The organism is Pseudomonas syringae group sp. J254-4 (assembly GCF_032586855.1).
GTDB classification, from domain to species: domain Bacteria; phylum Pseudomonadota; class Gammaproteobacteria; order Pseudomonadales; family Pseudomonadaceae; genus Aquipseudomonas; species Aquipseudomonas amygdali.
Map to the genome: position 1 here is coordinate 1 of NZ_JAWHOO010000032.1, position 16440 is coordinate 16440.

Genomic DNA, 16440 nt, shown 5'->3' on the forward strand with positions numbered 1-16440 from the left:
TATCGTGCGGCGCTCTGCGTCGCATGCCTTTCTGGACGCTCCGCGTCCTCTTGACGACGCAGAGCGTCGAGAACTGCGTTCCCACGCTGGAGCGTGAGGAACGATAACCTCAACTATCGTGCCCGATGCTCTGCGCTTCTGCCTGAAGGGCGTGTGCGCTTGCTCACGAAGAGGCCGGTGCAGCCGCTGAGCACTCCGCGTGGGCGTGCCGCCCTGCGCTATCGCAAAACCCGGTAACCAAGCCTTACCCCTTCACCATACGACAACGACTAGCCTCATCGAGCCCATTCCTAAAGCAAGGATGCTTCGATGCTGCCCACCATTCGCCTGATGACGTTCGCTCTTGTGTTTCTTCTGCCCGGCCTCGGCCATGCCAGCCAATGCCCTGGCTGGTCTGCAGCCAAGGCACGCAGCGAGGTCACGGCCTTGCAACAGCAGGTTGCCGCGTGGGACGACAGCTACCATCGCCAGGGCCTCTCGCAAATCCCGGACGAGCTTTACGATCAGGCGCGGCAGAAGCTGAGCGTGTGGCGCTCGTGCTTTGCCGTTTCCACACCCGAGTCCGATCCGCTAACGACAGCTGTTGGCCCGCTGCCTCATCCCGTACCGCATACGGGCGTTAACAAGCTGGCGGACGAAAGCAGTGTCGAGGCCTGGCTGAAAGGCCGCAACGACCTGTGGATTCAGCCCAAGATCGACGGCGTGGCAGTCACACTCGTTTACGAAAAAGGTCAGCTGGTGCAGGCGATCAGTCGCGGCGATGGGCGCAAGGGCCAGGATTGGACTTCGCAGGCACGACTGATAAAGGCCATTCCTCAGCGTCTACCCCAACATGACTCCCTGATCCTGCAAGGCGAGCTGTACTGGCGGTTGACCGATCATATTCAGGCAATATCCGGCAGCGTCAACGCGCGCAGCAAGGTGGCAGGCATGCTGGCCCGGCAGACAATCAGCCCGCAGCAGGCTGATGCCATCGGGCTGTTCGTCTGGGACTGGCCGAACGGGCCTAACGATATGGCTCAACGACTCGCAGGCCTGCAAGCCATGGGCGTTGAGGACAGCGAGGCGTACACGCACCCATTGGAAAATCATGTTCAGGCTGCGAAATGGCGCGAGCACTGGTACCGCAATTCTCTGCCATTCGCGACAGATGGCGTGATCATGCGTCAGGGCCAGCGCCCACCGATGCAACGCTGGCAAGCCAGTGCGCCTTACTGGATTGCGGCCTGGAAGCACCCTTACGCCCAGGCACTGGCCGAGGTGCGCAAGGTCAGCTTCAAGATTGGCCGCAGCGGCAGGATTACCCCTGTGCTGGAGCTGACCCCGGTACGTCTCGACGACCGTACCGTCAGCCGCATCAGCACCGGTTCACTGCAACGCTGGCAAACGCTGGATATAAGACCTGGCGATCAGGTAGCCGTGAGCTTGGCCGGGCTGACGATTCCGAGACTCGACGGCGTGATATCCCGCGCGGCCGAGCGAGTTGAAATGATCATTCCGCAAGCCGATGACTTTCATGAGTTGAGCTGCTGGCAAGCCACACCAGGCTGTGAAAGCCAGTTCCGCGCCAGACTGATCTGGCTCAGCGGCAAGAAAGGCCTTGCGCTGCCCGGCGTCGGTCCGGGGACCTGGGACAAGCTTATTGAAAACGGCCAAATAGAGAGCCTGCTCGATTGGATGACCCTGAATCATGCTGAGCTTGCTAACATTCCCGGCTTCGCAGAGCGCAGCAGCGCTAAACTGCTCGCCAGCCTGCAAACAGCGCGTGAACGGCCGTTTCAGACGTGGCTCAAGGCCATCGGACTGCCGCCTACAGGAAGCGCAACACTTCCTGACAATTGGCAGGAACTGGCCGGGCGTAGCGTTGAGCAATGGCAAGCAGAGCCGGGCATAGGGCCTGGCCGGGCAGCGACACTGAGGTCTTTTTTTCAGGCCCCAGAGGTGCAGGCATTGAGCCATCAATTGCAGGCTCAGGGTATTTCAGGTTTTAAGTAGCGGACGTCCATTTTTTGTCCGTGTTCAAACGGAGTTCATATGCAGTTTTTATCACCACTGATCCTTTTCACCAGTTGCACGCTGCTGGCTACAACGCTGCTGGCAGATGAGCAGGCACCCGCACCTTCCGAGTGCCAGATCAAAAGCCAGGAAATCAGCAGCAAGATTCAGGACGCCAAAACTGAGGGTAACAAGGCCGAGCAGACCGGGCTTGAGAAGGCCCTCGCCGAGGTCAATGCCAACTGCACCGAGACCTCATTGATCAAGCAGAGAAAGCAGAAGGTGCTGGACGCCAAGCAGGAAGTCAGCCGCCGCCAGACCGACTTGAACAAGGCCATGGACAAGGGTGATCCGGAGAAGATCAACAAGCGCAAGGACAAGCTGGCCGAGTCGCGTAAAGAGTTGCAAGAAGCCCAGACCGACCTTGAGAAAGTCCAGCCGGACGATTGATCAAGGTCGCGGCGCTGCTGCTTATCGGCAGCCCCGCAACCTGGCTGTCAGGATACGGCCGGGAAAGCCGACACGCCGAACAGCGCGACGATGAGCCCCATGCCCACCAGCCAGACTATCGAACGCAGTGCGGCGAGGTCAGCCAGATAGAAGATGATGTAAAGCAGACGACTGGTGATGAACAGCACGGCCAGTACATCGATGGTCACCAACTGCGCATTGCCGGCAATGTGCGCAATGATGACCGCTGCTGCGAACGCCGGGGTCACTTCAAAGCTGTTCAGTTGGGCAGCATGCGCACGGCGCGGGAAACCCTCCAGCTTGTCGAGAAAGGCGCGCGGGTCATGATTGTGCCCACTGCCGAATTTGCCGCTGCCGAACTTGGCGATACCGGCACACATAATCGGCAGCAGGATCGCGACCAGCACGCACCAGAAAGCAACTGTCATACGTCCATCCTTATAGGTTCAGCTTCATCTGAAGCATCCGGGCAATACCCGCTCACAAGCTATGAGCCGGGGGGCAGCGAAAGGTTCTTGAAGAACGACCAGCAACCTGACGCATTACACCAGTTTAGGAAAGATCAGGCTGAACGTAGTGAAGTGTCCGGGCTCGCTCTCGACCGTCACCTGCCCTTCATGCAGGCTCATGATGGAACGCACAATCGCCAGCCCAAGCCCCGTCCCGCCCTGCTGTCGCGCGCGGCTGACATGAACCCGATAGAAGCGATCGAACAGCCGCGGCAGGTGTTCGGCATCGATCCCCTCGCCCGCATTGCGCACCGCCAGTGACACTTCATCTGCATGCGTGGCAAGGGTGATGGTAATGACACTGCCGGACAGACCGTGGCGAATAGCGTTGGACAGCAGGTTCGAAATCGCTCGCTGAATCATCAGCCGGTCGCCTGTTGCCTTCGCGTTGCCCTGAACCTGCAAGGTGATGTCGCGCTCTTCCGCCGAAGATGAAAACAGCTCGGCGACCTTGTCGGCCTCTTCGCGCAGGTCGATGACCTCAACCGGCAGCGGCGCGGCAGGCTGGCTGACACTGGCCAGAAACAGCATCTGGCTGATCATGCGCGACATGCGCTCCAGCTCCTCGGTACACGATTCCAGCGCCTGCTTGTACTCTTCCGAAGGGCGCGGCCTGGAAAGCGTGACCTGCGCCTTGCCCATCAGGTTGTTCATGGGCGAGCGCAACTCATGCGCGAGGTCGTCCGAGAACTGCGCCAGCTGCTGCACATCGCCGTCCAGCCGGTGCAGCATGAAATTGACCGCATGCGCCAGGTCGCGCAATTCATCAGGCATCCCCTTCACTTTCATGCGATGAGACAGGTCACGGGCTGAAATCAGCGCCGTTACTTTTCTGAAAGCGCCCAACGGCCTGAGACCACGACGCACCACCCACCAGGCACCGAAGCCGACCAGCAGCAAGATCACCGGCAGTATCAGGAAAGTCGATTTCAAATAAGCGTGCAGCAGCGTGCTGTCGCTTTCCCGATCCATCGACAGCCTGACGAGAATGTCCTGCCCTGTCTTGAGGTGTATTTCCCTATAACCCATCAGAATCTTGTGGCCGTGTACCGACTGCAATTCCTGAAAGCCTTGAGGTATGTGATCTGCCTCGGGGACAGGCAGGTTCCGGCCCTCCTCGTTACCGACCATCATCAATTGCTGCCGAGGGTTGCTCGCGTCGAGCACCATCAACGAATAGCTGTCGTGTCCGATGATCTGGTCACGCAGGGTATGAGGGTATTGAACAATGTCTTCGATGCCGAGAAATCCCTCGCTCATGCTGTGTTCGATCTGCGCGAACTTCTCGTTCAGGCTGTCTTCGGCGCGCAGATCGAGCTGACGGGAAATAGCCGCATAAGCGAGCATTTCCATTACCAGCACCAGGCACGCAATCAGCGCAGTAACGGTCAGCCCCAGGCGCGTCGACAGACGCGTCGGTTTCATTCACGCACTTCCAGCACATAACCCACGCCGCGCAACGTGTGGATCAGCTTGGTCTCGAAAGGATCGTCGATCTTCGCCCGCAGGCGACGGATCGACACTTCCACCACATTGGTGTCGCAATCGAAGTTCATGTCCCAGACCAGAGAAATGATCTGGGTACGCGACATGACTTCACCGCTGTGACGCATCAGCAGGTGCAGGAGCGCGAACTCCTTGGTGGTCAGGTCGATGCGCTGGCTGCCGCGAAACGCCCGGTGCCGCCCTTGATCAAGCTCCAGATCGCCAACCTGCAACACCTTGGAGGTGGTGGTCTGCTCGCTGCGCCGCATCAACGTGCGGACCCTTGCCAATAGCTCGGGAAACTCGAACGGCTTGACCAGATAGTCATCTGCGCCCAATTCCAGGCCCTTGACCTTCTCTTCCAGGCGCCCTCGTGCAGTGACCATCATGACGCGCGTACTGACAGTCTTCCTCAGGCGACTCAGTACCTCCCAGCCGTCCATTTCCGGCAGGTTCACATCCAGTATCACCACATCGTAAGCCTGATGCTGCGCGAGATAGAGGCCATCGAGCCCGGTTGCAGCGATATCGACGATATAGCCACTTTCGGTCAGACCCTGATGCATGTACTCGGCAGTTTTCGGCTCGTCCTCTACGACAAGGATTCGCATAACCAGGCTTCCTGTTTGATGAACGGATGATGACGATGCCGTGCAGTGTACTGAAAAGAAACGCTTATCTTGCTGGATAACAAAATCGTAATTTTCCAGCAATCCCTCTGATAGCTCCGGTTACATAAAGTCCCCACAGCCAACTTCAGCGCCAAGGTGCCTGTTTGTTTTTTGTTTTGATGGGGTGCTTCATGGACAGGGTAATTCATGCGACTGAAGAACAACGTACGCACTCGGCGTACCGGTCTGGTAACAGGGTGCCCGGCATGAAAGTCGCTGCACTTTGCCTGCTGCTGTTGCCGTTTGCTGCTCCCGGCATCGCAGCAGCCCAGGGCATCAGCCTGGCTCAGGCGCTGGACGCAGCCTTTGCGCGCAACCCGGAACTCGCCGCCGCGCAATGGGAGATCGGCGTTGCCGAAGGTGATCGCCAGCAGGCCGGGCTGATTCCCAACCCGGTGGTGTCGTGGGAGGTTGAAGACACACGCCGCGAGACCAGCACCACCACCGTGATGCTCAGCCAGGCACTGGAACTGGGCGGCAAGCGCGGAGCACGCATCGAAGCCGCCAGCAAGGGCCAGGACGCCGCCCGGCTGGAGCTTGAGCGACGCGGCAACGAACTGCGGGCCGAAGTGGTTCAGGCGTTCTACGCAGCGGCGCGGGCGCAGGCAGGTCTGGACCTGGCGCGCCAGTCCAGAACACTGGCCGAACGCGGCCTGCAGGTTGCCGAAGGGCGTGTTCGGGCGGGCAAGGTGTCACCGGTGGAGGGCACGCGCGCCCAGGTGCAACTGGCTGAAACCGACCTGCTGGTACGGCGCGCCGAGACCCTGAAGATCAACAGCAACCGTGAACTGGCGCGCACCACAGGTTCGCCGGTCGCCTCTTTTGAGCGTCTGGAATACACCGATCTGTCGCCGGGCAAGCTGCCACCGAGCGCAAAGCTACTGAGCGCCATCAACCAGTCCGCAGAGCTACGCCTCGCTCAGGCGCAAATAGAACAGCGCGAAGCCGCGCTGGGTTCAGAACGCGCCAAGCGCATCCCGGACCTGACCGTCAGCGTCGGCAGCCAGTACAGCCGCGAAGAGCGCGAACGGGTCAATGTCGTGGGCCTGTCGATGCCACTGCCGCTATTCGATCGAAACCAGGGCAACGTGCTCGCAGCATCCCGCCGGGCCGACCAGTCACGCGACCTGCGCAATGCCGTTGAGCTCAAGCTGCGTACCCAGACCCAGTCCGCCCTCGATCAGTGGAGCACCGCGGCGCAGGAAGTCGAGTCCTTCAATCAGGTCATCCTGCCCGCCGCGCAGCGCGCCGTCGACACCGCAACGCGCGGTTTCGAAATGGGCAAGTTCGGTTTTCTGGAAGTGCTGGATGCGCAACGAACGCTGATTTCAGCGCGCAGCCAGTACCTGGAATCACTGGCGACTGCCACCGAAGCCCGAGTGGCTGTCGAGCGAATTCACGGTGATCTCAACCGGTTCAGCTTCAACCCCTGACTTTCCTTTTCCGCCTGTATCGAGCGTATCGCAAGGTGCCGCAAGCACCTGATCGCCGGGAGCCTTTATGAACAACAAACGAAGCATTGCCATCACGCTGGCGGTGGTGGCCATCATTGGTCTGGGCAGTCTGACGCTGAACCCGCAGATGCTGCCATTCGCAACTGAAACAGAGCCGTCAGCCGATGGGCACGCGCATGAATCCGAGCAGGGCCATGCTGAAGAGCCAGACCACGGCAACGAGGCGAAAAAACCGGACGCCGCAGCCTCCGAGTCTTCCCATAAAGAAGAGGAAGAAGGACACATCGAACTGAGCGCCGAGCAGATCAAGACTGCCGGCATCGAGCTGGCAAGCGCAGAACCTCGACAGATGAGCACCACTGTGACCTTCCCCGGCGAAATCCGCTTTGATGAGGACCGCACCGCGCATGTCGTGCCTCGGGTCAGCGGTGTGGTCGAATCAGTGAAGGTCGATCTGGGTCAAGCCGTGAAAAAGGGCCAGGTGCTGGCGGTGATTGCCAGCCAGCAGATCTCCGATCAACGCAGCGAACTGAACGCCGCACAACGCCGCCAGGAACTGGCACGCCTGACGCTACAGCGCGAGAAAAAACTCTGGGAAGACAAGATTTCCGCCGAGCAGGACTACTTGCAAGCGCGCCAGGAGTTTCAGGAGGCCGACATCAACCTGGCCAACGCCCGACAGAAGATCAGCGCCATCGGTGCCAGCCTGAACCCATCCGCGGGCAATCGCTACGAATTGATCGCGCCATTTGACGCCATGGTCGTGGAGAAACACCTCGGCATCGGCGAGATGGTCAGCGAAGCGAGCAATGCCTTCACGCTGTCCGACCTGTCGCGTGTCTGGGCCACCTTCGGCGTAGCGCCCAAGGATCTGGACAAGGTGGTGGTCGGTCGTCCGGTCATCGTCAGCGCGCCCGATCTGAATGCGCGGGTCGAAGGCAAGATTGGTTACGTCGGCAGCCTGCTGGGCGAGCAGACCCGCGCCGCCGCCGTGCGCGTGACCCTTGCCAACCCGCAGGGTGCCTGGCGTCCCGGCCTGTTCGTGTCGGTGGAAGTCGCCGCCGAGCAGACCAGCGTGGCGGTCAGCATTCCCGAGTCTGCGATTCAGTCGATTGAGGACAAACCCTCGGTCTTCGTACGCAACGCTGAAGGCTTTCAACTGACACCGGTAACGCTCGGTCGCCGCGATGGCGGCCATGTGGAAATCGTCAAAGGCCTGGCTGGCGGTACACAAGTGGCTGCCGCGGGCAGTTTCATCCTCAAGTCGGAGCTGGGCAAAGGCTCCGCCGAGCACGCCCATTGATCTGCGTCACACGAGTACACCTCCATGTTTGAACGGTTGATTCAATTCGCGATTGAACAGCGCATCGTCGTGATGCTTGCTGTGCTGCTCATGGCTGGGCTAGGCATTGCCAGTTACCAGAAACTGCCTATCGATGCCGTCCCCGACATCACCAACGTACAGGTGCAGATCAACACGTCGGCACCCGGCTTCTCGCCGCTGGAAACCGAACAGCGCATCACGTTCGCCATCGAGACCAACATGGCAGGCCTGCCCGGTCTGCAACAGACGCGCTCGCTGTCGCGCTCGGGCCTGTCTCAGGTCACGGTGATTTTCGAAGACGGCACTGACCTGTTCTTTGCCAGGCAGTTGGTGGGCGAGCGCCTGCAGATTGCCAAGGACCAGTTGCCTGAAGGCGTCGACGCGATGATGGGGCCGATTTCCACCGGCCTTGGCGAGATATTTCTGTGGACGGTCGAGGCCCGAGAGGGCGCACTGAAAGAAGACGGCACGCCTTACACGCCGACCGACCTGCGAGTGATTCAGGACTGGATCATCAAGCCGCAACTGCGCAACGTGCCGGGCGTGGCCGAGATCAACACCATCGGCGGTTTTGCCAAGCAGTATCAGATTGCGCCCGATCCGAAGAAGCTGGCGGCCTACAAACTGACACTGAACGATCTGGTGGCTGCGCTTGAGCGCAACAACGCCAACGTCGGCGCAGGCTACATCGAGCGCGGCGGTGAGCAACTGCTGATACGCGCACCGGGCCAGCTCGGCACGGTGGACGATATCGCCAACATCGTCATCGCCCACGTGCAGGGCACGCCTATCAGAATCAGCAGCGTGGCGGAGGTCGGTATCGGCAAGGAAATGCGCTCCGGCGCAGCCACCGAAAACGGCCGTGAAGTGGTGCTTGGTACGGTGTTCATGCTGATCGGTGAAAACAGCCGGACGGTGTCACAGGCCGTGGCCGCCAAACTCGCCGACATCAATCGCACACTGCCCGAAGGCGTCGAAGCGGTAACGGTTTACGACCGCACCAACCTGGTCGAAAAAGCCATCGCGACGGTGAAAAAGAACCTGATCGAAGGCGCGATTCTGGTCATCGTGATTCTGTTCCTGTTTCTGGGCAACATCCGTGCTGCGCTGATCACCGCCATGGTGATTCCGCTGGCCATGCTGTTTACCTTCACCGGCATGTTCACCAACAAGGTCAGCGCCAACCTGATGAGCCTGGGCGCGTTGGACTTCGGCATCATTGTCGACGGCGCGGTGGTGATCGTCGAAAACGCCATCCGCAGGCTGGCGCATGCCCAGAAGAAATACGGCCGCATGCTGACCCGCTCCGAGCGTTTCCACGAGGTCTTCGCCGCCGCCAGAGAAGCCCGTCGGCCGCTGATTTTCGGCCAGTTGATCATCATGGTCGTGTACCTGCCGATCTTCGCCCTCACCGGTGTGGAAGGCAAAATGTTCCACCCTATGGCCTTCACTGTGGTCATAGCCCTGCTCGGTGCCATGATCCTCTCGGTGACCTTCGTGCCTGCCGCCATCGCCATGTTCGTCACCGGCAAGGTCAAGGAAGAAGAAGGCCTGGTGATGCGCACCGTTCGCCACCGTTACGCGCCGATCCTGAGCTGGGTGCTGGGGCATCGCGCCATCGCATTCGGAATGGCCTTGGTGCTGATTGTCTTGTCGGGCTTCACCGCCAGCCGCATGGGCAGCGAGTTCATCCCGAGCCTGAGCGAAGGCGACTTCGCCTTGCAGGCGCTGCGTGTGCCCGGCACCAGCCTGACCCAGTCGGTGGACATGCAGCAGCGTCTGGAAAAAGCCATCATCGACAAGGTCCCGGAAGTGCAGCGCGTGTTCGCCCGCACCGGCACCGCAGAGATCGCCGCCGACCCGATGCCGCCCAACATCTCTGACAGCTATGTGATGCTCAAGCCGCAACGTGAATGGCCGGACCCGGACAAGTCCCGTGAAACACTGATAGCCGACCTGCAAAAGGCCGCCGCCAGTGTGCCGGGCAGCAACTACGAACTGTCCCAGCCGATCCAGTTGCGCTTCAACGAGTTGGTTTCCGGTGTACGCAGTGACGTCGCGGTGAAAGTGTTCGGCGACGACATGAACGTGCTCAACCAGACCGCCGCAAAAATTGCCGCCACCCTGCAAAAAGTGCCAGGCGCTTCAGAAGTGAAAGTCGAGCAGACCACCGGCCTGCCGGTACTGACCATCAACATCGATCGCGACAAGGCCGCGCGTTACGGCCTCAACGTGGCCGATGTGCAGGACGCCATCGCCATTGCGCTGGGCGGTCGTCAGGCGGGAACGTTGTATGAAGGTGATCGCCGCTTCGACATGGTGGTGCGCCTGTCCGAGCAACTGCGCACCGATGTGAACGGGCTCTCCAGCCTGCTCATTCCGGTGCCTGCGAGCGCCAACAGCAACCAGCAGATCAGCTTTATCTCGCTGTCCCAGGTCGCCAGCCTTGACCTGGTGCTCGGCCCGAACCAGATCAGCCGCGAGAACGGCAAGCGTGTGGTCATCGTCAGCGCCAACGTGCGCGGCCGAGACCTCGGCTCGTTTGTCGAAGAAGCAGGCACCACTATCGATAACGGCGTGCAGATCCCGGCCGGCTACTGGACCAACTGGGGCGGCCAGTTCGAGCAACTGCAATCGGCCGCCAAACGCCTGCAGATTGTCGTGCCAGTGGCATTGCTGCTGGTACTGGCGCTGCTGTTCATGATGTTCAACAACCTCAAGGACGGCCTGCTGGTGTTCACCGGCATACCGTTCGCACTCACCGGCGGCGTCATGGCCCTGTGGCTGCGCGACATTCCCCTGTCGATCTCCGCAGGCGTGGGCTTCATCGCACTCTCGGGTGTGGCGGTGCTGAACGGCCTGGTGATGATCGCCTTCATCCGCAGCCTGCGCGAAGAAGGCCGCTCGCTGCACGACGCCATCACCGAAGGAGCCCTCACCCGCCTGCGCCCGGTGCTGATGACCGCACTGGTCGCCTCGCTGGGCTTCATCCCCATGGCCCTCGCCACCGGGACTGGTGCCGAAGTGCAGCGACCACTGGCGACGGTGGTGATTGGCGGGATTCTGTCGTCGACCGCGCTGACGTTGCTGGTGTTACCGGCGTTGTATCAGTGGGCGCATAGGCGGGAGGATGAGGAGGCGGTTGAGGCGTTGAAATAGGTTTTTAAGTAAAAATTGCGCTGATCCAGCTGATGTTACCGTCAACTGGCCCAGCGCAGTCGGCACTGTCTGTAGCCAAAGTCTTACTCCATTTCCAGAAACGCAGCACACCTGCTGGCGAACAATTCAGGTAGACACCGCAGCCTTGAGCAATGATATTTCGAACCATGGAACACGTTACTCACTAGTTGCCAAATGTGTTGAAATGCAGCCTTATCATCCAGCGCAGAACGCGTTGCGCCGAAGATACTTAAGATCATGAATTTCCCGCCAGTGTGGGAACTCATTCCCCGGATCGGCCACTAACAGCGCAGTCGCTTGCGCATCGGCGGCAAACAGGATCGACGCTGAACGTTGTGTTTCTTTTCAATTCGCCACACGAAGTGGCCATTTGAAAGACAGGACGTACAGTTTGCGCAAGTAAAGGAGTTACACAATGGACCTGACCTTTGGCACACCTCTCAGCCAGAGCGGACGCCTTCTGCAACTCACCACGCCGCTGGGCGAGCATCAGCTTCAGGCCCTGCGCATGCATGGGGTCGAGCGCATCGGGCGCGTGCCCCGCTACACCCTCGACGTAGTGGTGCAGGACACCGAATACGATCCTGAAAAACTCATCGGCCAGCCGGTCAGCCTGGCGATTCTCTGCGATGACGGTTCTCCCGCGCAGCGTCATGGCCTGGTCGAGAGCGTGCGCTATCTGGGCAATGACGGCGGTCTGCATGACTGGCAACTGGTCTTCGCGCCCTGGTTCAGCCTGCTCGAATACCGGCTCGACTGCCGCATCTGGCAGGACAAGAACCTGCCGGCGATTCTGGAAGCGGTGTTCTCTCTTTATGAGCAGGCCAAAGGCAACTTCCGCCTGGACCTGCGTCGCGAATATGCACCTCTTTCCTACGTTACTCAGTTCAACGAGAGCGACGCCAACTTCGTGCAGCGTTGGTGCGAGCAGGAAGGTCTTTTCTGGTACGTCGAGCACACAGCGGACAAGCACTGCATTGTCTTCACTGACACCGTCGACACCCTGCCCGCGCTGGCACCGCAGAGCATTCGCTTTCACACCCAGAACGCCACTGAAAAACAGGACGGCATTACCCAGTGGAGCAGTGGTTCGCAGTTGTTGAGCGGCAAGCTGCATTGGCGCAGTGTCGATTACCTGGCCCACGGCCAGCCACGCGAAACCGTGATGCCTGCCCTACAGGCCGCTTCGGCCCCGCAGGCGCTTGAGCGTTACGAGTATCAGGGCCAGTACGGCTGGCAGAAGCAGGACCGGGGCGAGTGGCTGAGCCGCGTACAGATCGAACAGCGTGAATCCCAGGCACGTCGTGTGCAAGGTCAAAGCGGCGTGCGGCAGATGGAAGCCGGGCGCTGGTTTGAGCTGACCCAGCATCCGCTGTACGAGCGCAAGGCAGCCGAAGAGCGTCAGTTTTTGCTGATCGAAGTCGAGATGTTCGCCGAGAGCAATTTGCCACTGGCCAAGGAGCGCCGCGAAGTGCCGGGTAGTCTGGCGGCGCTGTTCAGATCGGTGCGCCCTGAGCCTTCAGGGCTTGGCGTCGTGAACAAGGTAGCGGACACCTTGGGCGTCGGCAGCCACGGCTTCTTCCTCAATCGCTTTGAAGGCCAGTTGCACAGCGTGCCGTTCCGCAGCCCGTCGGAGCATTTCAAACCCAAAAGCCTCGGCCAACAGACCGCCGTGGTCGTCACGCCCAGCGGCCATGAAGTGTTTACCGATACCTTGAACCGGATTTGCGTACGCTTTCACTGGGACCGGCTTTCCCAAGAAGGCGAACTGGGTTCCTGCTGGCTGCGCATGATGCAACCGAGCAGCGGCCCGGACTGGGGCAGTGTGCATGTGCCGCGTGCCGGTGAAGAGGTGGTCATCACTTTTCTGGACAACGACATCGACCGACCGCTGGTCATGGGGCAAGTCTACGGCGGCCACAAACCCGCCTGGCACTCCAGCGGTCTGATGGCCGGCTACAAGAGCAAGGAAGTCGGCGGCGGTGGTTTCAACCACTGGGTGATGGACGACTCGACCGGCCAGGTCCGCACCCAGATCCACAGCAGTCATGGCCACACCCAACTCAACCTCGGTTATTTGATCGACCAGCGCGGCAACAATCGCGGAGGCCTGCGCGGTACCGGGTTTGAATTGCGCACCGATGCTTACGGTGCTTTGCGCGCCCAGCAGGGTTTGTACCTCAGCACTTGGAAACGCAGCGGTGCCCAGGGCGCACAGATCGATGCCAGCGAAGCGCAGCAGCAACTGAAAAATAGCGAGCAACGCGTCAAGACCTTGTCCGACACGGCGCAACAGCACAACGCCCTGCCCATGCAGGAAGGCCTGGACAGCCTCACCCAGCTCAATAGCGATGCCGACGTGACCTACGGCAGTGACGACGGCAGCCCGAGCCAAGGCCCCGGCGAGCAGCAACGCAACGGCGGCGATACCGCCTGGGCGATCCGCAGCGGCGGACGCGGCAAGACACCGGGTTACCAGCAGCCATTGCTGATCGCCTCCTCCCCCGCCGACATCGCCACTGCCACGCCGAAAAGCACGCACCTGCACAGCGGCAAACACCTGACCCTGAGCACCGGCGAAGACGTCAGCATTGCTAGCGGCAAATCCCTGCTGGCCAGCGTCGCGCAAAGCATCAGCCTGTTCGCGCAGAACGCCGGAGCCAAACTGTTTGCTGCCAAGGGCAAGATTGAGCTACAGGCGCAAAGTGATGCGATGGAGCTGACCGCGCAGCAAGGGGTGAAAATCACCTCGACCGCTGCCGGAATAGAAATCGCCGCCCAGGAAGGCATCCTCCTTACCAGCGGTGGCGGCTACATCCGCATCAAGGACGGGAATATCGAGATTCATGCGCCGGGGACGATTGATGTCAAAGGGGCGAAGAAGACGTTTAGTGGGCCAGCCCAGCTTAATCGCGACCATCCCGCCTGGCCCGAGTCCTCTGTAACCCAAGCGCTTACCTTTTATGCTGGGCAAACCAACGCCGGAAGCTCCAGTGCGTGGGCTGGTATGCCTTACAAACTGTTTGCCGGGGGCGCATTGATAAAACAAGACGTCATGAACAAAAAAGGGACAATTGATGTTGATCACAATCCGACCATTGCTGAATATGTCGTAGAGTTAGCTAATGGCATTAGCTACAAAATACCTGTCGGCGGCCAATATAAAGGCGAAGAAAACAACGCCGAGCTTGCTAATAGCGGACTTCATCATCACCAAGTAGGATCGCGCCGGGGTGTAGCAAACTCAGGAAGTAAACGTGATTTCAGAGCTCAATATGCGTCACTTGACAATTCAGAATCAGAGCCGGAGATTTAAATAATGTCGACATCGAGAAGCATTACATCTCCGATCGCAATGTGTAAAAGAACGGAGGTCAAGCTAAATTTACCATGGTTCGTCGAGTGTACTGAATACGGGCCTGTTCCTGCTACGTTTGAACCGTTGGTAAATGGGGAACGTGCGTTTGGTGCCTTGTACGACGCGATCATGAACGCTAACGTAAGCATCGATTATGTGTGCTGGGGCTTCCAGCCTTCCATGTACTTCAAAAGAACAGGAAATCCTGATGAGTTATGCATTGGCGACCTGCTGATAAAAAAATCAAAAAAAGGGGTTAAAGTTCGTGTTATTTGTTGGTACATGCACCTCGCTCAATTTATGGAGAATCCAACCCCAGGTGACAACACTATAAGCTGGTTCGAGAAAGGCAGACAAAATCGAGATGACGAGCAGAGAAAACTAGACCAAGACTGGTATCTCAAGGCACGATTGAAAAACACTGGTGCGAACAACGGCGTCACAGAGCTAATACAAAGAGAATGGGATCTGCTTTGGTATGGGCGTGACAAAACACTTGTCATAGACAATATCGAATTTGTAACTCGTGGCTTTGGATTTATCGAGCGGGTAGAAATTGCTTGGCAACTGTTGGTTAACGGTGAAGACCAGAACGGATCAATAAATAATAAGTTTCAGAGCACTGTGGCGATGTCGGCTGCGCCAACGCACCATCAAAAAATGGTATTGATCGATTATGAAAGCCCTGATGAAGCCGTCGGTTTTGTCATGGGCCATAATACGCTAGATGCCTACTGGGACAAAGATGATCACAGCTATACAAGGAGGGGGCCCCGTGAGGGAAGAAACGGACAGACCCCAAGGCAAGACATCTCAAGCAAAGTAACCGGACCGATTCTTGCTCACCTGAATGACAATTTCTGCGAAGCCTGGGATCGAGAAACCGGGGGCGATCTCTTAGGGGCTCGGGCCGCACTTTTCAGCCAGTTAAAACCACGCCGTGATGCTGGAGCCGCCATCATGGCACAGTTGCTACGAACGCAACAGCAAGATGGAGTTCACGACATCCGTGAACTCTATCTGAAAGCCACAAACAACGTCACAAATTATATATATATGGAAAACCAGTATTTCAGATGGGAACCTATTGCATCTGCGATAAAAACGGCAGTACAAAAACAGCAGATAGGTGGGCGCAGCCATGCAGAGCATGGTTCGATCCATGTTTTTGTCGTAACCAACTCCAGCGATGAGGGGATGGGAGACGGCTCAATGAACACCTACAGGATGCTGGACAGTTTGGGACGTAAAGATGTATTGCCCGGAATAGCCAAGCTTGAAAGGAATGAAGCGCTGGATCGCGAGCTGGATGCTGCAAAACTGAAAACTACTAATGCCCGACAATCGCTAGCAGCGCTAGACGATCCCCGTATCCGGCAAGCCTATATAAACCCGAAGTTACTTGAGAATCTCAAAATAGAGCGTCGCGCTGAAGTCGAGGCTGCTCAACAGCGCCAAGAAGAGCTGGAAGCGACTATACCGTTCAAAAAAAGCAAGGCCATAAATTTTACAGAGATCCAAGGCTTAAAAGTACATATTTGTACATTGGTTGCACCAGACTCTCCTCCCGATGATTGGATGCCAGTTTATATCCACAGCAAACTGACAATTATCGACGATGTCTTCACAACATTAGGGTCAGCCAACATTAACATACGCAGCATGGAAGTCGACAGTGAATTAAATATTTGCCATGAACACCCGGAGTTATCCAAGAAACTCCGACAGCAACTATGGAATATACATACCAACCATATGGGTGCACAAGATGATGTAGAAGATGCTTTCGACATCTGGCTAGACATCATTGAAAAGAACAAATCTCGCCAAAGAACAAACAAGGGCGAATCTATTTTCAAAGGTTTGCCTCCTTATGCATCGCTGATAGAATTTTATCGAGAGAGCGTAACGCGAACCAACTTGGATTAGACCATGAACACTTTAAAAACCCTCATATCCGCGCTAATTTTTGTACTTTTCTCTTCCGAGTTAA

At 58.3% G+C, this 16440-nt stretch carries 10 protein-coding genes; 7 read left to right on the plus strand and 3 right to left on the minus strand.

The genetic code is table 11. From position 1 onward, the window contains the following. The first annotated feature begins 309 nt into the window (after positions 1-309). Positions 310-1995 carry an NAD-dependent DNA ligase LigB gene (ligB, locus tag RYB09_RS25410; RefSeq protein WP_316890734.1) on the plus strand — a complete coding sequence of 562 codons (1686 nt, stop codon included), beginning with the start codon at positions 310-312 and terminating at the stop codon, positions 1993-1995. 39 nt (positions 1996-2034) lie between these two features. After that, entirely contained in the window at positions 2035-2445 is a 411-nt protein-coding gene (locus tag RYB09_RS25415; RefSeq protein WP_005746924.1) for a DUF1090 domain-containing protein, read from the plus strand. A 47-nt stretch (positions 2446-2492) separates the two neighbouring features. Here RYB09_RS25415 and RYB09_RS25420 read toward each other — a convergent pair whose 3' ends face one another. The 3 genes from RYB09_RS25420 to RYB09_RS25430 all read right to left on the minus strand — a co-directional run bounded on the left by RYB09_RS25420 (position 2493) and on the right by RYB09_RS25430 (position 5071). After that, entirely contained in the window at positions 2493-2894 is a 402-nt protein-coding gene (locus tag RYB09_RS25420; protein ID WP_058402397.1) for an MAPEG family protein, read from the minus strand. 114 nt (positions 2895-3008) lie between these two features. Beyond that, a complete protein-coding gene (locus RYB09_RS25425) occupies positions 3009-4400 on the minus strand; it encodes a heavy metal sensor histidine kinase (protein ID WP_316890737.1) in 1392 nt (463 codons plus the stop codon). After that, complete coding sequence (locus RYB09_RS25430) at positions 4397-5071, minus strand: heavy metal response regulator transcription factor (RefSeq protein WP_004654919.1); 675 nt, start codon at positions 5069-5071, stop codon at positions 4397-4399. Before RYB09_RS25430 ends, RYB09_RS25425 begins: the two co-directional genes overlap by 4 nt. A 266-nt stretch (positions 5072-5337) precedes the next feature. On the opposite strand from RYB09_RS25430, the gene RYB09_RS25435 reads away from it, so the two are divergent. From RYB09_RS25435 to RYB09_RS25455, 5 genes are all read left to right on the plus strand, one after another. Then, on the plus strand, positions 5338-6564 hold the full coding sequence (locus tag RYB09_RS25435) for a TolC family protein (RefSeq protein WP_122258836.1): 1227 nt from the start codon (positions 5338-5340) through the stop codon (positions 6562-6564). Between the two features lie 67 nt (positions 6565-6631). After that, positions 6632-7888 (plus strand): efflux RND transporter periplasmic adaptor subunit, encoded by a 1257-nt coding sequence (locus RYB09_RS25440; protein ID WP_122258835.1) that lies wholly within the window; start codon positions 6632-6634, stop codon positions 7886-7888. A 24-nt stretch (positions 7889-7912) separates the two neighbouring features. Continuing rightward, positions 7913-11068: a CusA/CzcA family heavy metal efflux RND transporter gene (locus RYB09_RS25445; protein ID WP_316890740.1), complete on the plus strand. Its 3156-nt coding sequence runs from the start codon at positions 7913-7915 to the stop codon at positions 11066-11068. A 436-nt stretch (positions 11069-11504) separates the two neighbouring features. Further along, positions 11505-14405 carry a type VI secretion system Vgr family protein gene (locus tag RYB09_RS25450; RefSeq protein WP_316890742.1) on the plus strand — a complete coding sequence of 967 codons (2901 nt, stop codon included), beginning with the start codon at positions 11505-11507 and terminating at the stop codon, positions 14403-14405. A gap of 3 nt (positions 14406-14408) precedes the next feature. Further along, positions 14409-16376, plus strand: a complete 1968-nt coding sequence (locus RYB09_RS25455; RefSeq protein ID WP_046835154.1) for a phospholipase D-like domain-containing protein — start codon at positions 14409-14411, stop codon at positions 16374-16376. The last annotated feature ends 64 nt before the right edge of the window (positions 16377-16440 follow it).